We start from the raw sequence: 21,889 nt of genomic DNA on the forward strand, positions 1-21,889 counted from the left end.
ATTTCATTTTATGAATAAAAATCAAAATAAATGTCATTTCATCAGTAAAAGCCAAAAAACGGGTAGAGTTAGCCCCTACTCGTTTTTTATCACCCACGTCATAACTTTCATACTTTATAATCGATCTATCCCTGCTCCTAATTTCTAGTTCCTATCCTCTTCATATGTAAAGTATTTTTAATTTTATTTTCTGTTTTTTTCAATTTTCCAAACCTTCAATTTGCTTAAAAATTAGAATGACTTAATTCATTCAAAATTCATCTTCAACTCTTATATGTAACCTCTTACCTAAAGGATGGAATGTGGTATAATATGGATGTTGAGGGGGAATAACAATGATAATCGGAAAACTAAAAGACTTACCACGTTACAAAGGATTAAACCAAAACTTAGATACAGCTATTGATTTTATTTCAAATCATGATTTATCGACTTTACCACTAGGCAAAACTGAAATTGATGGAAATGATGTCTTTATTAATCGATTTGATTACTATGGAGAAGAACTTTCTAATTGCTTACTTGAGGGGCATCAAAATTATTTAGATATCCATCTCGTGTTATCAGGATGCGAATACTTAGGATATGCAGATGTTAGTGATTTAAATATCAAAACAACTTATGACGAGAAAACTGATTTCATTGAATTTGAGGGAACTCCGTTGATTAACTGTCCATGTTATCCTGAAACATTCGTCATCGTGTTTCCAGAAGATATTCACATGCCAAAATTAAAAATCAATCACGAACTCGTTCAAAAAGCAGTTTGTAAAGTTAAATTATCATAAACAAAAAGAGGCCCTTGGCCTCTTTTTCCTATTCTGAAATTACTTCTGGTTCAGGATAATCAATCCCAAACGTATTCACCGTCATAAACTCAATGATGACTTCTTTATCAACGGGTCTTCCATCAGGCGCAACCGTTAATGATTCTAAAGCATGCGCTACATCCATTCCACTAATCACTTTTCCAAAAGCTGCATAAGAACCATCTAAATGAGGAAATTCACCCAGCATAATAAAGAATTGACTTCCGGCACTGTCCATATCATTTGAACGTGCCATCGATAATACACCTTCTGTATGTTTTAAATCATTTCCAATCCCATTCGCTGCAAATTCTCCAACAATTTGATAACCAGGTCCACCACTTCCAATTCCTGTCGGATCCCCACCTTGTAAAACAAATCCTTTATCCACTCGATGAATCGTTAATCCATCATAAAACCCTTTTTCGATTAATGAAATAAAATTATACACGGTATTCGGTGCGATCTGCGGATACAATTGGGCTTCAATGGTTCCATAATCTTTAATAACCATCGTCACAATCGGTAATTGTTCAGGTGTTTCAACTTCTGGATAAATAATTTCATCTGGTAATTCAACTTTACTGCATCCCATTACGATTAAAGTCATGGCACACATGATGATTCCGGCTAAATATTTTATTTTTTTCATTTTTTAAATCCCCCTTAAATTCCTTTTCGATAAGCTGGCTGAATAAATTTATAGCGATCGGCTCGGTAATATGATTCCACGTATTCAAAAATTTGACCACTTTTTAAGTAAGACTGTAAACAAATGAGTAAACAAGGTGCTCCCGCTTCTACTTCTAAATAAGTACTAATCGGGGCTTCTAGTGAAATAGCTTCAATTTCTTGAATCGAATAATCAATTAAAAGTCCTAACTCTTTTTCAATGTAATCATATAATGAAATAGCGCCGATATCATCAGGTAATGACTTAATAATTTGAACCGGTAAATAAACAATTTCTACTGCCATTGGTTCTTCATCAGCCATGCGAACACGTTTTAATTCAATCACTTCTTGACCTTCTTTAATTTGAAGTTTACTTGCAACGATTTCATTGGCGAGCCTCACGGTCTGACTAATTAATCGACTACTCGGTTTGAATCCTTTTTGAATCATATCTTCGCTAAAACTTGTCAGTCCATGAATGCTTTTTTCATACTTTTGATGATTAACAAACGTTCCTTTCCCTTTTACGCGATACAAAACACCTTCGTACACTAATTCATTAATCGCTTGACGTGCTGTCATCCGACTCACATCATAAAGTTTCGCTAATTCCGGTTCTGAAGGAATCGTTTGATGCTCTTTATAATGTCCCACTTGTATTTGCTCTTTTAATTCTCGTGCAATTTCACGATATCTTGGTAACGACACGCCTCATCCATCCTTTATATTATATTAATTTGATTTTACCAAAAGAAAAACCAGGTGTCTATGTAATCTGACACCTGGTTCTTTTTGTTTTATTGTTTCTAATCTTGATGCAAAGCATCAACAAATCGTTTTGTGATTTCTAAAGGCCTTGTAATAGCCCCTCCCACAACAACGGAAAAAGCCCCAATTTCAAGCATTTTAGCCGCTTGTTCTGGATAATGAATTTTACCTTCTGCAATAACAGGCACCTTAATTGTTTGAGCTAACTTTTCTACTAACTCATAATCAGGTCCCCCACTTGGCATTGAATAACTGGTATACCCACTTAAAGTCGTTCCAACAAAGTCAACCCCACTTTCATAGGCATAAACGCCTTCTTCATATGTTGAAATATCAGCCATTAATAACAACTCTGGATATTTGTCCTTAATAGCCTGAATAAATTCTTTAACACTGCGTCCATCTACTCGATCTCTTAACGTACAATCAAGCGCCACAATATCTGCACCAGCCCCAACTAATTGATCCACTTCATCCATTGTCACTGTAATATATTGCTCAAACCCTTCGTATTGTTTTTTAATAATCCCGATAATCGGTAAATTTGTTTCTTCTTTAATCAAGGCAACATCACGAACACTATTCGTTCGAATCGCACAAGCTCCCCCACGTTTTGCAGCTCGTGCCATCAAAGGCATGACACTATAATCCTCTTGATATAATGGTTCACCCTCTAAAGCCTGGCAGGACACAATTAAATTCCCTTTTAATTTTTCAAGTATAAAATCTTTTGTCACGTTTCCCCTCTCCTTTTATAACCGACATCAACCCTTAAATAACTTCTTCGACATCTTGACTCATTTTATCTGCAACAAGGTGACAAGCCACAAAATGTTCTTCTCCGTCAATCAAGTAACGTTTTAATTCTGGTATGACTGTTTTACATTTTTCCATACAATCTTTACAACGTCCATGAAAATGACAACCACTCGGCGGATTAACTGGACTTGGAACATCGCCCTCAAGAACAATACGTTCGGTCTTTTTATCTAAATTAGCTACCGGAATAGCCGATAAAAGAGCTTGTGTATATGGGTGAAGCGTATGCGAGAAAATCTGATCTGTTTTAGCAAGTTCAACAATTTTTCCAAGATACATCACCGCAATTCGATCACTAATATATTCAACAACACTTAAATCGTGTGTAATAAAAATATATGTTAAATTTCGTTCTTTTTTGAGTTGTTTTAATAAGTTTAACACTTGAGCTTGAATAGAAACGTCTAAAGCACTAACGGATTCATCACAAACGATTAACTCAGGATTAATACTTAATGCTCTCGCAATCCCAATTCGTTGTCGTTGACCACCCGAAAATTCATTAGGATAACGATCCATATAATCGCGTCGCATATTAACTGCCTCTAATAAATCACCAATAATTTGTCGTCTCTCTTTTTTGGATTTAACGCCAAATTTTTTCAAAGGATCTGATAAAGATTGATAAATAGTAAACGCAGGATTCAACGAAGAATGAGGATCTTGAAACACAATCTGCATCTTTTGTCGGGCCAAATCCATTTCCTCTGCTGTCAGTTTTCTTAAATCTTTTTGACCTTCTTCTTGAAATTGATACAGCATTTCTCCAGCAGTTGGTCTAACTAATTGTAAGATTGATTTTCCAAGCGTTGTTTTCCCACATCCTGACTCTCCCACTAATCCAATCGTTTCGCCACGATAAATGGTTAAGTCAATTCCATTAACAGCTTGAACATACTGTTCCTTTTTCTTAAACAATCCCGATTTAATTGGAAAATAAGTCTTAACCCCTTTTAATTCTAATAAAACTTCCTGATTATTTTCCACTATTCATCACCTCTTTATATTTAAAACAGCGAACCATATGCGTGCCATCAACCATGGTTTCCCCTGGCATTTGATTACATTTTTCACACGAAAACTCACAACGTGGTGCAAATTGACATCCAGTCGGACGATCAAATGGATCAGGTGTTGAACCTTTGATTGGTTGAAGATCTTGATGACTTCCTTTTCCTAGAATCGGAATAGATTTCAGTAAAGCTTTTGTATATGGGTGCGCAGGGGTTCTTAGTATTTCGTCAACACTTCCACACTCAATAATATTTCCCATATACATCACTGCAACATCATCTGCTAGCTCACTCACCACTCCCATATCATGAGTAATCAATAAAATAGCCGTTTCATGATCTTTCTTTAATTGATTCATTAACTCAAAAATTTGTGCCTGAATCGTTACATCGAGTGCAGTCGTCGGTTCATCCGCAATTAAAACTTTAGGATTGCAACTCATCGCCATCGCAATCATTGCACGTTGACGCATTCCACCTGAAAACTGATGTGGATACTCATCAATTCGCTTTTCTGGAAATGGGATTCCCATCTTTTTTAATAATTGTAATGTTCGTTCTCGAGCCTCTTTTTTACTTATTTTTTCATGCGCTAAAATGTTTTCCATGATTTGAAATCCAACTGTATACACCGGATTTAAAGCCGTCATCGGATCTTGAAAAATCATTGAGATCTCCTGCCCACGTAAGGCTCGCATTTCTTTTCCATTGCGCTTTAATTGATCAATTCGAATATCTCCTTGATGCGAATGATAAATAATTTCTCCCGCTTCAATGCGAGCTAACTTCGGTAACAATTGCATAATAGAAGATGAGGTTACACTTTTTCCACATCCTGATTCTCCAACAATACATAATGTTTTTCCTTTTTTTATTTCAAACGAAACGCCATTAATGACTTTATTACAACGTTGATTCGTATAAAAATACGTATTTAAATTATTAACGGTCACTACTGCTTCATTTTGCACACTCTCACACCCCTATCCTTGTTGTGTTGGGTCGGTACTATCTCTTAGTCCATCTCCAATAAAGTTAATACTCATCACAAATAATGAAATAACAACCCCAACGGGTAACTACAACCACCAGCTATTTTGTAACGTAAACATATCCTGTGCGGCATTTAAAATATTTCCCCAAGTCGCGATTTGTAATGGAACTCCCAGTCCTAGAAAACTCAAAGATGCTTCTTCTAAAATAAACATCGCTGTACTTAAAGTAATATTAACTAAAATAGGACCAATCGCATTCGGTAACATGTGTTTATAACAAATCACAAATGAATTTAATCCAAAGGCTCTTAATGATTGAACATATTCCTCCTCTCGAATGGATAATATTTGAGCGCGTGTTAAACGATAAACACTCCCCCATCCAGTTAAAATAAAAATAATGATTAAATTCATTAAACTTTGTCCAAGAATAGTCACCAATAATAAGACAAGTACTAATTGGGGAAATGACATAAAGACTTCAGAAATACGTAGGATTAAAGCATCAAACCAACCACCACGATATCCTCCATAACAACCCAGTAATACTCCAATACTTGCACATCCTAATGCACTTCCAAGTCCAATTAAGATTGAAATTCTCCCTCCATATAAGACCCTGGCAAAGACATCACGCCCGACCTTATCTGTCCCAAACCAATGAGTGGCTGATGGAGCTTTTAAAACACTACTCATATCAATGGCTAGTGGATCATACAGCGTTAAAAGTGGCGCAAAAATCGCCGATAACAAAATAACTCCAAAAATAATAACGCCAATAACGGCTAACCGATTATTTAATAACTTTCTTAAAGAACGATTCATCTTTTTGTGACCGAGTTGCCCTTTTTCCTCTGCTTCTCTTAATTTATCAAGTCTTCGATCAAATCGACTTCTCTTCATTACACTCGCACTCATAAGAACCTCCTATTTTAATTTAACTCGTGGATCAAGTAAGGCTGTCACCACATCAACTAAGAAACTAGCAGTTAAAACAGCTAAGACAGAAAATAAAGCAATCATCATAACTAATGGATAATTTTGCGCACGCACAGCGGTTGCAAAGGCATTTCCAACACCCGGCCATCTAAAAATCGTTTCAATCACAACGGCTCCCCCGATGAGTGTTGGTAACCTAAATCCAATTAAAACAACAACCGGTGTCAATGCCACCCTAAATCCATGAACTAAATTAACCCGCCACTCAGGTAACCCTTTGCTACGTGCTGTTCTAATGTACTCTTTGTTCATCGTATCTAACATACTTGAGCGTGCATAACGCATAACCCCTGCTGTTAGGGCAATTCCAAGAACTAACGCAGGTAAAATTAAATATTCGATTCGATCAAAAAAGGCTGTTTGTCCAGGCATCGAACGTCCGCCAACGGGTAACCATTCTAAATTTAATGAGAACATTAAAATACATAACATTCCGAAGAAAAATTGTGGAATCGAAACTCCAATCATACCAGCTACTGTTAATAACCCTTCTGTAAAAGTCCCACGACGAATCGCACTGAATAATCCAAGGATACTTCCAAGAACAGTTGAAATAAATAAAGCGGCTGCTGATAACTCAAGCGTTGCTGGAATTAACTCTTTTAAGATTTGGCTAATCGGAACACCACTTGAAACACTATATCCAAAATTTCCTTGTAACAGTTCAACGACCCAACGGAAATAACGAACTAAGAATGGATCATTTAAACCATATAACTGGCGTAACTCTTCAAGCTTTGCTGGATCGGCATTGGCTAATAATTCTGGACTAATTAAATGTGATACGGCGTCACCTGGCGTTAATTCTAATCCTAAATAAATTAAAAACGTAATAATGAACACCATCGGAATCATTCCGAGTAATCTTTTAACAATAAAATTAAACATGTGGCCCTCCCCCATATTTTAAAATAAGGAGTGGATTTAAGTTCCACTCCTTAAATCATGACACTAAGAATTAAATTATTCCGCTAATTCCCAGTTTTGAATTTCCCAGTTGTAGTTATACTGTGGGTTCCCGATTGCATCAGCCCCTTTAACAATTTTTTGACTTTGCACTAAGAAAACTGGCTGGTAATATAATGCCATTGTAAATAATGTTTCATTTTCGTATTTTTGTAATTCATAGAATGCATCTTGTTGAACTTTAGCATCCATTGATGAGTTTGTTGCATCAATTAAAGTATTTAACGTCTCATCTGATGGAGTATGTGAGTTAGAAGCTGAGCCTGTACGGTAGCGGTCATAATATTCATGCATTGATAAAGCAGCATTTGCTCCATATGCCATATCCCAATCAACAGCTGATGGTCCGTTGACTTGATCTTCTGGTGCTGACCATAAAATCGTTGCTAAATCTCCCTCAACTAATCTAAAATTCATCTGTATACCGATTTGGCTTAAGTAAGCTTGAATAGTTGTCATTAAATCAACAGTTAATTGGTCTGTGTAGTAGTAAACAACATCTAACACATAATTTGGATCCCAATTTGCCTCAGCTAATAATTCTTTTGCTTTTTCTGGATTATATTCATAATCATTTAAACCAGAAACTTTGCTTGATCCATTTGGCGTTAAGCTATTAGCAGGAACAGCTGAACCATTGAATAAGTTATCACAAATTGCTTGCATATCGATTCCATAACGAATCGCTTGACGAATGCGTGCATCAGCTAATGGTGAAACAGATCCATCTTTTTTATTAAATTTATTTACATACAATAAACGAGTATAACGAACATCCACTTGATTAATAGTTAATCCCTCAACCCCTTGTAAAGCTTTCACATCATCAACATTTTTCGTATACCCATAGTCAAGTAATCCAGCTTTTGCGTTATTAACAAAGTTTGAATCACTTTCACCACTTGGTGTTAAATGAATTTTAAAATTTGCCACACCATCATAGTATTGATCAAATGGAACTAATACGGTATAGTCGTTCATTTTTACTTCTTCAATTTTATATGGACCTGACCCAATTGGGTTTTGGAAGAATTTTGCTTGTTGAATTTGAAGCGGGTCAACATCTGTGAAATACTTTTGTGGTAATGGAGCAAATTGTGTAAAAGTTAACAACGCATCTGGTGCTACTTTTTCAAACGTAATCATCACATTATTTCCATCAATCACGATTCCTTCAAGTTCTTCTGTATCTCCTGCTAAATAAGCATCAGCTCCTAAAATAGCATGGAAAGTTGACGTGAAGACTGGATTTAACACAGCGGTTCTCATTGAGTATTCGATGCTCCATTTAATATCTTCAGGTGTAATCTTTTCTCCATCATGCCAATAGATATTATCTCTTAAAACAAAAGTTAATTGTGTTCCATCTTCACTTAAGGAATAGTCTGAAGCAAGTCCTCCCTCTACTGGATTTAAGTTTTCATCTGCTTCAATTAAGTGCTCATATAATACTTTGTTATACATAAATAATCCTGGGTTTAACCATGGTGTTTCAAAAAACTCAACAGCCCCCCCATTTGAATACAGAACTTTTTCTTCATTAGATGTTGCTGGTTGCTCTGCAACTGTTCCTCCATTTGAACTATCGTTAGTTTCATTTTTTGCCTCATTTCCTCCATTACCACAAGCCACTAAAGATACACACGCTAGTGTTGCAATCATCCCAGTAAATAACTTCTTCATCCACTTTTCCTCCATCTCAATTTGATGTGAAAAAAATATTCATCATCTAAATTTTTTTTGAATATTTATTTCATTTACAAACTCATCATATCATCGCCCACACCCTGTGTAAACGTTTTTAAAAAATGAGAAAAAATAGTCCTAATGAGAAACAAATTTGTCCATATCATCACTTTTTTAGGGTTCAATATAAAAAAACAGATGGTTTGATGACCATCTGTTTTTTTGACTTTTTTTATTCTGCAACAGCTGTTGAAGCCAATTGAATATTTAACTTTTTTGTATCCAACTTAACTTCAGATAAAGCTTCCTCATCTGCAATTAAAATGACATTGGGATGCACTTGTAAGATTGAAGCTGGACAATCCGTTGTCACACTTCCCCCTACCATATGTGCAACTGCTTTCGCTTTATTTTTTCCAAGTGCGATTAACACAATTTGATTCGCTTGTAAAATGGAGCGAATCCCCATCGTCACTGCATATTTTGGTACCTCATCTAATGACTCAAAAAATCTCGCATTATCAAGACGAGTTTGCTCATCTAATGTTACAACATGAGTCGTTGCATTAAATGGTGTTCCAGGCTCATTAAATCCAATATGCCCATTTGAACCAATACCTAAAATTTGAAGATCTACTTTATTTTGACGAATCACTTCATCATATCGTAAACATTCATCCTGCGGATTCAAACAATCTCCTGATGGAATATTAACATTATTTAAATCAATATCAATATGATTAAATAATTGTTCTTTCATAAATGTCGCATAACTTTGAGAATGTGTTGCATCAATCCCAACATATTCGTCTAAATTAATCGTTTTAACATGTTGATACGACGTCTTATTTTTTTTATGATCTTCAATCATCGCCTGATATAATCCAATCGGGCTACTTCCAGTTGCTAAACCTAAAACAGGATTTTCTTTTGTTTTTACAACCTTTAAGACTTCCGAAAGAGCAGCCTGTCCCATTGCTTCTACAGATTTAACTTTAATAATTTTCATCCTTATTCCTCCTTAATCAAAATCTTCTCAAATTCTTGATTATCTTCCTTACCTACATTATACCTGTCTATACAAGTCCTGTCTATACAAGTTTTTGATTTTTTTTAAAAAGGCCTAACTGGCCTTTCATTAAATATGATGAATATGATAATAAACTGCACCAACTAAACCGGCATTATTAAAAAGCATGGCCGATTCAACTTTCAATTCTTTTTTGAACTGTTCCATTGCATGAGATAAGACATACTCTCTAATAGGCTTAATAAATCGCTCTTCTTGCGTGCAAACACCGCCACCAATCACAATAATTTCAGGATTAAATAAATGAACCAAACTCACAAGTCCTTTTGCAATCATAAGAATCCATTCTTCTACCATATCAGCTACTTTTTCATTCCCCGCTTCTAACGCCTCAAAAATAACACGTCCATTTACCTCATCCCTTGAAACAGGTAAATCTAACTCATCATACCCCTCTAAAACTTTGTTAACTAACGCCGTCATCGATGCATAATTTTCATAGCACCCTATATTTCCACAACGACATTTCACACCATGAGAATCAATCGAAAAATGCCCTAACTCACCCCCAATTCCAGTAGTCCCTTGCAAAATCTCGCCATTCACTAGGATTCCACCTCCAACTCCTGTTCCAATGGTTATTCCGATGACATGCTCGTAACCTTTCGCACGCCCTAACCACTTCTCACCGATAATCATACAGTTCGCATCATTTAAAACGGTCGTTTTCAATCCATATTTAAGCTCTAATTCCTCTTTAATATTTGTATGACACCAATTTTTAATATTTCCCCCAACACCAATGACACACCCACTTCGATAATCGATTTGTCCTGTTGCTGATACTCCAATCCCTAAAAAATCTGCCAACTCTACCTGCTCTTTTTCAAAAAACTCATCAATTGCTACCTTAACTGTTTCAATAATAGGGGTCTCATAAGCATCAAATGCAACACCTTTACTATACGTTGAAATAATCTCTCCCGTTTTATCAACAATCCCTAACTTAACAGCCGTCCCACCAATATCAACGCCTAAATATTTCATACACACCCCTCCTCAAATTGAATAAATCTTAAAACTTCATCTTCAAATCGATTGCAAAGTTCATGATCAAACTTTGCAAATACTAAGTGCATCTTATTACACATTGCCTGATTGAAAATAGCATACTGCGTACTTGGTGGACAAGATGAATCAAGCAAACCTGTTCCAAGTAAAAATTTACAGTTTAATTGCTTCGCAAAATGGACCACATCTAAATACCCAAGTCTTGAAAACACCTCATCCTCACGCTCATGAAGTGGATCAAACCATCTAAAATAATAACGAAGTCCTTCATACATTAATGAATCTAAATCCATTTCCCATACTCGTTTAAAGTCAGCTAAAAAAGGATCTTTAGCCACACATTTGTTAATTTCTTTATTCATTGCGGCCACAACAATCGCAAGTGCTCCACCTTGTCCTTGTCCATAAGAGACTATTTTTTTGGTATCAATTTGAGGTAATTGTGATCCAATTTTTGATAATAAATAGGCATCTAAATAAACTTTTCGATAATACATTTGATCCAGTTCATCATCAATGCCTATCATTAAATGACCACAGACAGTTGTTCCTAAAACACCTCCCAAATCTTCACTCATTCCGCCTTGTCCTCGACAATCCATTGCTAACACGGCATAACCAATGCCAATATAGCGCGTTAGATGATACCAACTCTTACTACTTTGCTTATAATCATGAAATTGAAGGATAAGCGGTACATTTTGGCGATTCTTTGGACAAATATATTTCGCATGAATTCTTGCGCCATCAATTCCCTTAAAATATAACTCATAATAGTCAGCACACTCATTTAAGAACTCTTTTTTTACCAATTCATACTCTAAGTCTCTCTCATTTAGTCGCGCTATTTGTCGATTCCAATAGTCAATAAAATCCGAGGGATAATTTCCTTTTCCTAAATAACAATTAAGTTCCTGTATAGGCATATCCATCATTGGCATCTTAATCACTCCCCTCTAGAAAAAAATCAATTAACAAATTATCAAAAATTCCAATTTCTTCATGTTTATAATCAGGAAAGATGACGTGTTTTTTCGGTCCATTCAAATGATTAAAAACAGCAAACTGCGTACTAGGCGGACATATCTGATCCATCAATCCTGTTCCTAATAACACAGGTACCTGAATTCGATGAGCGAAATGCTGAGCATCAATATATCCGAGTTTTGTAAATATTTCTTCTTTTCGTTCATGTAATGGATCGAACCACTTAAAGTAATAGCGAAGTCCCTCATAGGCTATCTGATCCAAATCCATTTCCCACACACGTTCATAGTCAGATAAGAATGGATACAGTGCAGCACATCGTTTTATCATTGGATTTAATGCCGTACAAATAAGAGCTAATCCACCTCCTTGACTGGCTCCATTAGCAAAAATTCGTGTGTGATCAATCCCTTCTAACTGTTCAACAATGCGACAAAGAAGACAGATATCCTGAGCTAACTCAACATAATACATTTGTTTAGGATCCCCATCTAATCCTGCTACAATATGACCAGATACCGTCGTTCCAATTCGTTTGGATAAATCCTCACTTTTACCTCCTTGACCCGGACAATCCATTGCAATTACGGCGCATCCTATCCCAACGAAAGAGGTTTGCTCAAACCAACTTCGACTCGCTCCAGGATAGCCATGAAACTGAAGAATGAGTGGAACATTTTTGGACGATTTGGGCTTTATATATTTCGCATATCTTTTACCCCCACGTATTCCGATAAACGATATCTCATAATATTCACAAGTCTCAAACTGATAAATTTCATATGGATTCATTTCATAGTTTAACGAAACATTTAATACTTCTAAAATTCTTTCATTCCAAAAATCATCAAAATCTTGTGGAATCGGATTCGTTCCGTCGTAGATTTCAAGCTGCTTTAAAGGCATATCAACCATTGGCATCCGCGTCTCTCCTTTTAAACTAGGATTTATTTTAAAATAACACCCGCTACTTTGACGGGTGTTATCTTTATTTAAATTTGTGTGCAGATCAATTTATCTCTTAAAGATGCTTTAAAAATTCAACATCATGAATTTCGTATTTTTCTTTTAATACCTTGAATCCTTCTTTATAAATGGCTTCATTTTCAGGTGTTACATTTTCAAATGGACGACGGCAGTACCCTGCATTAATTCCCATCCATTTAAGCATCACTTTCATTAAAGCATAGAACGATGGATAACTTAAAGCATACATAATAATTTCGACTGCTTCTTTTTGTAGACGCTTTGCCTCGTCCAATTCCTTATTCTGGACCGCATTGTAAATATTAATAAATAATTCTGGCATCACATTGTAAAATGATCCAACAATTCCATCTGCTCCAGCTAATAGTCCAGCCATGGCCATTTCATCTGCTCCGGAGTAAACCAAGAAATCTTCTCCAATTTCATCTTTTATTTGAGTAATTTCATATAAAGATAAGGCTGTGTATTTAATTCCTTTAACATTTTCAATTTGAGCTAATCGTTTAATAGCATTCATCCCAAGTAATCCAACAAGCGGTACGTTATAAACAATCATTGGAAGAGAGGTTGCATTGGCAATATCTTCATAGTATTTTACAATTTGATCCTCATTAAATCGCCAATAAAATGGTGGGACACTTGAAATTCCATCTGCTCCAGCTCTTTCAGCATGTTGTGCCAATTCAATTGATAATTTAGTTCCAATAGCTCCAACATGAACAACGACTGGAACGCGCCCTGCTACCTCATCCATGACAATTTCAACAACACGCATTCTCTCAATAGATGACATGGTAAATCCTTCACCTGTTGAACCAGTTAAATATAATCCATTTACCCCTTTATCAAGTAAAAAGGAAACTAACTGCCTCATTCCCATCTCGTCAATATTTTCGTCTTTGTCAAATACCGTTAATAATGCTGGTACAACCCCTTTAAAGTCTTGAATACTAAATTTACTCATCTTTTTAAGTCCCCTCCGCCTAAGTAGCTTTTGAATCGATTATAAAAATATTTTTCAAACACTTCTTTTAAAATGGAGTTTTCCTCCAATTTCATTGTTATCTTAACACTAAAACTACTATTAGTAAACGCTTACCGGCGGGATAAAGTAGAGTTCAAAAAAAAGTGAATATGAAGTGTGACTTTATCCATATCGTTTTAATATAGATTAAAAAGGAGTCTATCTCTTTTGAAATAGACTCCTTTTTAGGAAATGGGATTAACTTAGTTTTAATAGTAAGGATAAGATGAGCCACAAGATGGTGCTCTGTGTCCATATCCCCATCCGTAATTAGGACGGCCCCATCCATAACCGCCATAATATGGATACCCCCATCCATATCCTCCGTAAAATGGATAGCCTCCCCATCCAAAACCTCCGTAAAATGGATAACCAAATCCACCCATAAAAAAGCGTTCATCTTCTGGTCCTCTTGTCATTCCACATACTGGTGGATAAGGAATCGAATAAGGACTTGGCATTGGTGGATATGGAACACCTGCATATGGGAAGGTCATCTGAGGAACATTAGGAACTTGATAATTTGTTGTCGTATAAGACGGAGCACCTTGATAATATGATTTATTCATATTAACTAGATATTCCTCCATTGTTTGTTGAGTACTTGCAATTTTTACACCCTCATTAGGCGCTTTTACTGCCTCGGTTTTGGTTTGAACCTGTTTAAGTGGAATAGTTACGGCTTCTTCGGTTTTGGTTTGAACAAGTGGGACAGTAGTCATTTCTTGATGGGTACTCACTGTGACTGGCGTCTCTGTCACTAAAGAAGTCATATTTTCAACTGGTTTTTGGGTTACCGTTTGCGTAGTCGTTGTCGTCGTTGTCGGTGTTTCAGAAAGCATATGACTCTCTGTTACTGTTACTTTTTTTGTTGGGGTTGTGTTGACAACAACAGGCTCTGTAGTTGTTGCAGTTTGTAAATTAATACTCTCCTTATCTAAATTAGGATAATACTTTTGAATGTTTTGTGCTACATTTGGCTCATCTTTTCTGACTGGTGATGGCACTTTAACTTTTAATCCGGGTACGAGTGGAGTTAAATGATTAATATGTGTATTCATCCCTATCAAATCCTGGACACTAACATTGTATTTTTCTGCAATAGAATCAAATGTGTCATTTCGTTGCACGATATGGATTTTCATAAGTCCGATTCTCCTCTCTACAATTTTCTCTTTACAATATATGTTAACCATTTCTTGAATATAACTTCGTATTTCATGAGAAAAAGATTCTATTATCTAAAGATAAAGATTTTTAAATGATGTAATTCTTCTCAAGGGTTAGGTCTTTTAGAAGCTAGACCTATTTTTAAAAATAAAATCTATCTTCGATTACTCTAGAAAATATCCTGCAAGAAAGACTGGCCTATCAAGAAGAAAAATCTCTGCGTTGCTAGAGTCATTTAATAACAGTTTCACACCATTACAAATCTAGACGTATAGTCAATGCTAATCCATTACAAATAAAAATTTTTTTATTTAATCTGGCGCTCTTTAAACCAATACCGTCCCATTTTGATTATGAATTTAGAGTAAATATTTTATTTATTATTGTTAATTTAAAAACAATAAAAGAATGAGATGAATTGACATATTCATGCTGTACCATGTTGGCTTTAAAGTAACGCATAAAACAAAAAAAACCATATTACGACATGTAACATGGTTTTTTGAAATAGGATTAGTCTTTGAATTCAAATTCAAAGTTAAGAATACGAACAAGATCTCCATCTTGTACCCCAAGATCACGTAATGCTTGATCAACTCCAGCATGACGTAATTGACGTGCAAATCGCATAACAGATGCTTCACGATTAAAGTCTGTTTGATGGAAGATTTTTTCAATATGGGCTCCAGTTACCACATAAACTCCATCATCTCCACGAGTGATATGGAATTTAGCTTCTTCAGGAGCAAACTTATACATAACTGATTGTTCCACTTCTTCTTCATCATATAATGGGAATTGTGGAGTTGTTTCTAATAAATCAGCTGTTTTGTATAATAATTGGTCAATTCCTTGACGTGTTGCAGCAGAAATCTCAACGATTGTAACATCGTCTCCTACTTTCTCTTTAAAGATACGTAAGTTTTCTTCTGCATCCGGATTATCCATTTTATTCGCCACAATAATTTGTGGGCGTTCAAGAAGTTTATAACGATATTGTCCTAATTCGTTATTAATCGTTACATAATCTTCATAAGGATCTCGGCCTTCCATTCCTGACATATCAATAACATGTAAAATAACACGTGTACGTTCAATATGTCGTAAGAATTGATGACCAAGTCCAGCTCCACTTGCCGCTCCCTCAATTAATCCCGGTAAATCAGCCATAACGAATGAACGACCATCCGGAACTCCAACAACACCTAAATTTGGCACTAATGTTGTGAAGTGATAAGCAGCGATTTTTGGTTTACAAGCTGAAACAACAGAAATTAAAGTTGATTTTCCGACACTCGGGAATCCAACTAATCCAACATCAGCTAAAACTTTTAATTCAACACGAATTTCGCGTTTTTGTCCTAACTCACCATTTTCAGCAAGTTCTGGCGCTGTATTTCTTGGTGTAGCAAAATGAATATTTCCACGTCCTCCGCGTCCACCTTTTGCAATAACAGCACGTTGTCCATTTTCAGTTAAATCAGCAATAATTAAATTTGTGCTCGTATCATAAACGATTGTTCCAACAGGAACTTTAACAATTAAATCGTCTGAATTTTTACCATGGCAACTTTTTGCCATTCCATTTTCACCATTCTTAGCGGCTAAAACTCGGTTATAGCGAAGATCGAGTAACGTTGATAATCCTTCATCTGCGACGAAAACGACACTTCCACCGTTTCCTCCATCTCCACCTGCAGGTCCACCATTGGCGATATATTTTTCGCGACGGAAGGCAACAGCACCATTTCCTCCATCACCTGCCGTCACTTTAATTTTGACTTGATCTATAAACAAGGCAATCCCTCAATTCTATTTTGCGAAGCAAAAGCTTCATCAATTTGATTATCTATTTATATTATCAATTGATTTAGTCTTTCTCATACAAAGAAATCTACATAAAAATAAACCCCTAATCTGATGATTAGGGGAATTATTCAATCAATTAGTTAGCTGCTGGGTAAACAGAAACTTGTTTTTTGTCGCGTCCTAAACGCTCGAATTTAACAACACCATCGATTTTGCAGAATAAAGTGTGATCTACACCCATACCTACGTTTACACCTGGATAAATACGAGTTCCACGTTGACGGTAGATGATTGATCCTGCAGTAGCAAATTGTCCATCAGCTAATTTAGCTCCTAAACGTTTTGACTCAGAGTCACGACCATTCTTTGTAGAACCAACACCTTTTTTAGATGCGAATAATTGTAAATTTAATTTTAACATGTTTCCACCTCCTATTTGTTTTCTATTACTGTTAAATATTTAAAATGATCTTCTTCAATCGTATTCAAAGAAGTCAACATTCCAAACATCAGCGTTTGAGCCGCATCAGTTGATGGAATATTTTCAACGAATAAATAACCATCTTCCATTTTAATTGTAAGTTCTGATTCATCTAAGCTGATAATGGAATTGGTTAAGCCAATCGAAACAGCACTCACCGCAGCGCAGACTAAGTCTTCACCTGGTTCACCTGCAAAGGCATGGCCGCTAATCTCAAATGACTCTACTTTATTGTTTTTATAGTTAAAATTGGCTGTAATCATGTGTCAACTAATTAAGCGTTGATTGCTTCGATAACAACTTTAGTGTATGGTTGACGGTGACCTTGTTTCTTTTTGTAACCTTTTTTTGGTTTGTATTTGAACACGATAATTTTTTCACCTTTACCATGTTTCTCAACCTTAGCAGTTACAGTTGCACCTTCTACTAAAGGAGCACCAACTTTTGTGTTTTCTCCTCCAACGAATAATACCTCGTCGAAAGTTACAACTTCACCTTCAGCAACATTTAATTTTTCAATGTAGATTGCTTGACCTACTTCAACTTTTAATTGTTTACCACCAGTTTTAATAATAGCGTACATTTACCTGCACCTCCTTAAAATTTAACTAAGACTCGCCATCAAAGGCATATGAAGTTTCATATTTGAAACCTTGTCCGAGCGGTTGTAGTACCCTAAGGTGCTAACAACATGATTCATTATATCAAAGTGAATCCTATTCGTCAACGATTTATAAGTGGTTATGTCTACCTTTTTTTACGTTTATCTATTCAATTTGACATTCACTGAACTAATCTATGAGATAATCTATTCATTTTATTTTGGTTTATTTTTCACTTTTAAAACAAAAAGCCTTATGTTTTTTTACGCACATAAGACTTTTTTAATTAAATTCAAATCAACAGGTTTTAATAAAATATCATCCATCTCAGCTTCCAAAAATTTCGGATCATCTTTTGATAAACCATTGGCCGTTAATGCAATAATGCGACCTGAATACCCGAGCTGACGAATTCTTTTTGAGGCTTCATAGCCGTCAATTACTGGCATACAAATATCCATGACCACGACATCGTAATTAGGATTTTGTTTTATTTCATCAATGGCTCCTTCACCACTGTCAATCGTTTTAACATGCTTCACATCTATTACCTCTAAAATATCTTCCATTAGCATGAGATTAATTTCATTATCATCTACTACTAAAACGGAAAAATCATGTTCCATCATTTCCATTTAAACTCCGCCTCCATAGTTACTTAAAAAAGTGACAGTTATCATTTTAATCACTTTTAATTTTAACGTCAATAATTACCTTATTATTTTCCCTAAATTTCAACTGTAACCAAGTTAGCTCGTCATGAAACCTTTCATTAAACTGAAACATGTTTAAATACCCTCGATAAATTTTATCCTCCCAGGAATCATCACAAAGAATCGTGATTTTTCTTGGTAAATCAACATTTCTATACATTTTCTTATGTAGTAAAAATCGTTGAAATAAATACTGAGCATTTTGATTAAACTTTACAGTCGAATAAAACAAAAAACCTAGGATTAAATAGAATTGTCGAAAATCGTATAAAATTGTAAGTAATACAATAAAACTGATAAACACAATATTAAAGTAACAAATTATTCTTAAAGAGTATCGATACGGAAAAAAACATGACAAGATATCTCCAAGTATTCGACTTCCATCAAGTGGCGGTAATGGAATTAGATTAAATACGATAATAAAACATTGCGCCCATATAAATGAGTTTATCCATTTTAATTGAATTCCACTCACCTCTAGTTGTGCAAAATAAAGAAAAATGGATAGTAACATGAGATTAACCATGACGCCTGCACTACTGATCAATAAATCTTCTTTATTCGCCTTATTCAACTCTCCCTTAAATCGCATCTGTCCACCAAATGCAAAAAACTTTAGCTCATCTAATTCCCATTTGAAAAAAGAGGCCATCAGGAGATGACCACATTCATGCAACAAAATACTAATTGCAAACACAATATATTGATTAAAATATCCAGTTAAGATAGCTAGTAACGTCACGATATAATAAGATGGCTCAAACTTAATCTTATTCTTATGCAACCTTAAGCCCTCCATTTCATCTAGTTCATTAGGCTATTTAAAAAATCACTAACATCTAAGTACTCCCCATCTTTTTCTAATTGCAAATAGAAATAAGCATAATCCCCTAACTCTGTTCCAGGTTCTCCAATCACTGAACCAACACCTAATGACTCTCCTTGTTTAACATGTTCATACAAACTCACACTTCGTTTTTCTAAAAAACCAACGGTTAAAATCATATCATTATCTAATTCAATACTCATATAATTACTGATATCTGGATCAATCCCGACATGAATCACAATTCCAGGCACTAAATTTGGAATACTTTCTCCGATTTCAGTTTTGACAATGACACCGTGATGGAAATCACGTAACACCATGTTTTCATTAATCTTAGTTAAGTACTCCGCCACATCAATCATTTGTTCTGTCCCTTCAGATTCAACTCCCACGTCACTCTCCGTTGTTCCAATAATTCCACTAACTGTTGTGGTGTCATTCTCTTGAGTTGGTAAATTAAATTCAAATGGAAACATATTAGTTAAAAACTTCTCGTATTGATTTTTATACTTCAAAAAAGGCATCTCACTCAGTAAAATCGTCTTTACACTTTGATAAGCCGGAGTTTGTGGTAACTTTTGAAGAATTAAAACCCCCATCAAAATACATAAGCAAACTGTTGCCTGCATGCTAAAACGCCCCACCATCTGGCTAGTCTCATCTTGCTGTTTTTTATTTCGATACTTTGCATAATAATTTGAATGTGTTGGTCGATATCCTTGATAATTAGACCGGTATGTGCTTTTTCTCTTTCTAGGATCAGCCACGATTTATTCCCCCTAACAACATCATTTACAACTCATAGCCTGATATTTCACTTTCATCATATGAAGGAAATTAAGCATTTAGACCATTTGAGGAGAAATTCAAAACTTATTTTAAATAAAAATTATTTAGATTATCTCAATGCATTTATAAATGTGTCATCTTTACTTTATAAAACAAAAAGCATCTCTTAAGAGATGCTTTTACATATGTTCAAGTTGTTTTTGATATCTTCCAAACTGACTTTTCAAAATGGGATACAAGACTAAAACAACAAGTGAGTTAAATAATAAGGTTGGAAATAAAATTAATTTTACGAAGGCATAACCACTAACATTCGTTACCATCATCGTATTAACTAAAAAATAAACCGCCCATTCTTCAATCACAATGACAATTGAGAATAAAGCAAGCATCGATAAAATATTGACTGGCATACTATTTGAAACAAAGCGTTGAAGTAAGAACGTAATAATCGGGAACAAACACGTATAGATTCCAAACAAATCCGCATAACAAATATCATATAAAATACCGAAAATAATCGCAAATACTAATGCCTTATTTCCACGATCATAAAACGTAAAGAAGCATAAACACATTAAAAACACATTAGGAATTGCACTATAAGAACCAAACATCGGTTGAATTGGTAAAAAACTAACTAACAAATTATCCATAACAAAGCAGGTAATAAATAAAACAATGACTCTAACCATTATTCGGAACCACCGCCTCACGTTTTACAACAATGACATAATCCATATTATTATAGTTTTTCTCCCCTTTTAAATAAAGCGTCTGTGTCAAGCCATCTTTACTAACTTCAGCACGATCCACATAGCCAATTAATAAAGCACGCGGATAAACACCTCCAAGTCCACTTGTAATGACCACATCCCCAGGCTCTACCAATACATCTTTTGAAACCTGTGTCATCACTAACTCATCATTCATGTAATCATAACCTTCAACCGTTCCGATTGAATTTTCTTTCCCATCAATTAAAGCTGACACCTTACTACCGAAATCTTGATTTTTAATTAATTTAACTTTTGATGAAACTTCGTTGACTGTAATCACTTTACCGATTAAGAACCCCTCTTTTGATAAAACAGCCATATCCGTCTCAATTCCATCTTTTTTCCCTTTATTAATCACCATAAAGTCATGCCATTGATCAACATTCCGCATCACGGTTGTGGCATTAATCGTATCATAGCTGGTCAGTGACAACCCTGTCTCTAATGTTTCCTCTAAAGAAGCCAACTGCTCTTCTAACTGATTCGTATAAACGTTTAAAGACTCATAATTATAAAGCTGCTGTTTTAATAACTTATTTTCCTCATACGTATGAAATAAATCATTCACATTCGTCACAAACCGCTTAAAGCCTTCCACAATCCCTGTATACCCAGTCTGAACCACTGACATTCCATCTTTAATCACACGTTCAGGAAGTGGATTAAGCGTTTCATTATGCATCGTATACCCCACCGTGATTAAGGTCATAAAAATTAAAACGATAATTCCAAAAACTTTTAAATGGTTAACACCCTTCATTCGAACACATCCTAAACTTAAACAATAATATATACTGCTAATTATATAGAATTGATATGTTATACACAACCCCATTTGAACAGATAGATTTAACTGTGGAAAGTTTACACACTTTTTACACTATC

The 21,889-nt window shown here is 35.2% G+C and carries 24 protein-coding genes and 1 other annotated feature; of the genes, 1 reads left to right on the forward strand and 23 read right to left on the reverse strand.

The features are described 5' to 3' along the window. Positions 1-335 precede the first annotated feature (335 nt). Positions 336-788: a YhcH/YjgK/YiaL family protein gene (locus HLK68_RS00790; RefSeq protein WP_006785780.1), complete on the forward strand. Its 453-nt coding sequence runs from the start codon at positions 336-338 to the stop codon at positions 786-788. 28 nt (positions 789-816) lie between these two features. On the opposite strand, the gene HLK68_RS00795 is transcribed toward HLK68_RS00790, so the two are convergent. From HLK68_RS00795 to mreC, 23 genes are all read right to left on the reverse strand, one after another. Next, positions 817-1,461 (reverse strand): peptidylprolyl isomerase, encoded by a 645-nt coding sequence (locus HLK68_RS00795; protein WP_132942792.1) that lies wholly within the window; start codon positions 1,459-1,461, stop codon positions 817-819. A gap of 14 nt (positions 1,462-1,475) precedes the next feature. Continuing rightward, on the reverse strand, positions 1,476-2,192 hold the full coding sequence (locus HLK68_RS00800) for a GntR family transcriptional regulator (protein WP_006785782.1): 717 nt from the start codon (positions 2,190-2,192) through the stop codon (positions 1,476-1,478). Between the two features lie 98 nt (positions 2,193-2,290). Next, complete coding sequence (locus tag HLK68_RS00805) at positions 2,291-2,989, reverse strand: N-acetylmannosamine-6-phosphate 2-epimerase (protein WP_006785783.1); 699 nt, start codon at positions 2,987-2,989, stop codon at positions 2,291-2,293. Positions 2,990-3,023: 34 nt separating this feature from the next. Continuing rightward, positions 3,024-4,058, reverse strand: coding sequence for an ABC transporter ATP-binding protein (locus tag HLK68_RS00810; protein WP_132942793.1), 1,035 nt, complete (start codon positions 4,056-4,058; stop codon positions 3,024-3,026). Then, a complete protein-coding gene (locus tag HLK68_RS00815; protein WP_009606273.1) occupies positions 4,048-5,055 on the reverse strand; it encodes an ABC transporter ATP-binding protein in 1,008 nt (335 codons plus the stop codon). Before HLK68_RS00815 ends, HLK68_RS00810 begins: the two co-directional genes overlap by 11 nt. A gap of 108 nt (positions 5,056-5,163) precedes the next feature. Further along, positions 5,164-5,997, reverse strand: coding sequence for an ABC transporter permease (locus tag HLK68_RS00820; RefSeq protein ID WP_238843612.1), 834 nt, complete (start codon positions 5,995-5,997; stop codon positions 5,164-5,166). Positions 5,998-6,006: 9 nt separating this feature from the next. Beyond that, complete coding sequence (locus HLK68_RS00825; RefSeq protein WP_006785787.1) at positions 6,007-6,966, reverse strand: ABC transporter permease; 960 nt, start codon at positions 6,964-6,966, stop codon at positions 6,007-6,009. A gap of 75 nt (positions 6,967-7,041) precedes the next feature. Next, positions 7,042-8,727, reverse strand: a complete 1,686-nt coding sequence (locus tag HLK68_RS00830; protein WP_006785788.1) for an ABC transporter substrate-binding protein — start codon at positions 8,725-8,727, stop codon at positions 7,042-7,044. Positions 8,728-8,962: 235 nt separating this feature from the next. Then, positions 8,963-9,739 carry a glucosamine-6-phosphate deaminase gene (gene nagB / locus HLK68_RS00835; RefSeq protein WP_006785489.1) on the reverse strand — a complete coding sequence of 259 codons (777 nt, stop codon included), beginning with the start codon at positions 9,737-9,739 and terminating at the stop codon, positions 8,963-8,965. 129 nt (positions 9,740-9,868) lie between these two features. After that, a complete protein-coding gene (locus HLK68_RS00840) occupies positions 9,869-10,807 on the reverse strand; it encodes an ROK family protein (RefSeq protein ID WP_006785488.1) in 939 nt (312 codons plus the stop codon). Beyond that, positions 10,804-11,772: an acetylxylan esterase gene (locus HLK68_RS00845; RefSeq protein ID WP_006785487.1), complete on the reverse strand. Its 969-nt coding sequence runs from the start codon at positions 11,770-11,772 to the stop codon at positions 10,804-10,806. The genes HLK68_RS00840 and HLK68_RS00845 overlap by 4 nt, the downstream gene beginning before the upstream one ends. Position 11,773: 1 nt before the next feature. Next, positions 11,774-12,739, reverse strand: a complete 966-nt coding sequence (locus tag HLK68_RS00850; RefSeq protein ID WP_055165623.1) for an acetylxylan esterase — start codon at positions 12,737-12,739, stop codon at positions 11,774-11,776. 100 nt (positions 12,740-12,839) lie between these two features. Further along, entirely contained in the window at positions 12,840-13,769 is a 930-nt protein-coding gene (locus HLK68_RS00855) for a dihydrodipicolinate synthase family protein (RefSeq protein ID WP_006785485.1), read from the reverse strand. Positions 13,770-14,038: 269 nt separating this feature from the next. After that, positions 14,039-14,974: a LysM peptidoglycan-binding domain-containing protein gene (locus HLK68_RS00860; protein WP_006785484.1), complete on the reverse strand. Its 936-nt coding sequence runs from the start codon at positions 14,972-14,974 to the stop codon at positions 14,039-14,041. 538 nt (positions 14,975-15,512) lie between these two features. Further along, on the reverse strand, positions 15,513-16,796 hold the full coding sequence (gene obgE, locus HLK68_RS00865; protein ID WP_006785483.1) for a GTPase ObgE: 1,284 nt from the start codon (positions 16,794-16,796) through the stop codon (positions 15,513-15,515). A 148-nt stretch (positions 16,797-16,944) separates the two neighbouring features. After that, positions 16,945-17,229, reverse strand: a complete 285-nt coding sequence (gene rpmA, locus HLK68_RS00870) for a 50S ribosomal protein L27 (RefSeq protein ID WP_006785482.1) — start codon at positions 17,227-17,229, stop codon at positions 16,945-16,947. A gap of 11 nt (positions 17,230-17,240) precedes the next feature. Beyond that, positions 17,241-17,552: a ribosomal-processing cysteine protease Prp gene (locus HLK68_RS00875; RefSeq protein ID WP_006785481.1), complete on the reverse strand. Its 312-nt coding sequence runs from the start codon at positions 17,550-17,552 to the stop codon at positions 17,241-17,243. A gap of 11 nt (positions 17,553-17,563) precedes the next feature. After that, the gene (gene rplU, locus HLK68_RS00880; RefSeq protein ID WP_006785480.1) at positions 17,564-17,872 is read right to left on the reverse strand and encodes a 50S ribosomal protein L21; all 309 of its coding nucleotides are present in this window, start codon (positions 17,870-17,872) and stop codon (positions 17,564-17,566) included. Between the two features lie 18 nt (positions 17,873-17,890). Beyond that, positions 17,891-17,966 (reverse strand) — a sequence feature (ribosomal protein L21 leader region). 188 nt (positions 17,967-18,154) lie between these two features. Next, complete coding sequence (locus tag HLK68_RS00885) at positions 18,155-18,526, reverse strand: response regulator (RefSeq protein WP_132942794.1); 372 nt, start codon at positions 18,524-18,526, stop codon at positions 18,155-18,157. A gap of 46 nt (positions 18,527-18,572) precedes the next feature. Continuing rightward, positions 18,573-19,391, reverse strand: coding sequence for a site-2 protease family protein (locus HLK68_RS00890; RefSeq protein WP_006785478.1), 819 nt, complete (start codon positions 19,389-19,391; stop codon positions 18,573-18,575). Positions 19,392-19,411: 20 nt separating this feature from the next. Further along, positions 19,412-20,203 carry a M23 family metallopeptidase gene (locus HLK68_RS00895; RefSeq protein ID WP_006785477.1) on the reverse strand — a complete coding sequence of 264 codons (792 nt, stop codon included), beginning with the start codon at positions 20,201-20,203 and terminating at the stop codon, positions 19,412-19,414. A 201-nt stretch (positions 20,204-20,404) separates the two neighbouring features. After that, the gene (mreD, locus tag HLK68_RS00900) at positions 20,405-20,920 is read right to left on the reverse strand and encodes a rod shape-determining protein MreD (protein WP_006785476.1); all 516 of its coding nucleotides are present in this window, start codon (positions 20,918-20,920) and stop codon (positions 20,405-20,407) included. Next, positions 20,913-21,764, reverse strand: coding sequence for a rod shape-determining protein MreC (gene mreC, locus HLK68_RS00905; protein WP_006785475.1), 852 nt, complete (start codon positions 21,762-21,764; stop codon positions 20,913-20,915). The genes mreD and mreC overlap by 8 nt, the downstream gene beginning before the upstream one ends. Positions 21,765-21,889: the final 125 nt, after the last annotated feature.

This window comes from Turicibacter sanguinis (assembly GCF_013046825.1).
GTDB lineage: Bacteria > Bacillota_I > Bacilli_A > MOL361 > Turicibacteraceae > Turicibacter > Turicibacter sanguinis.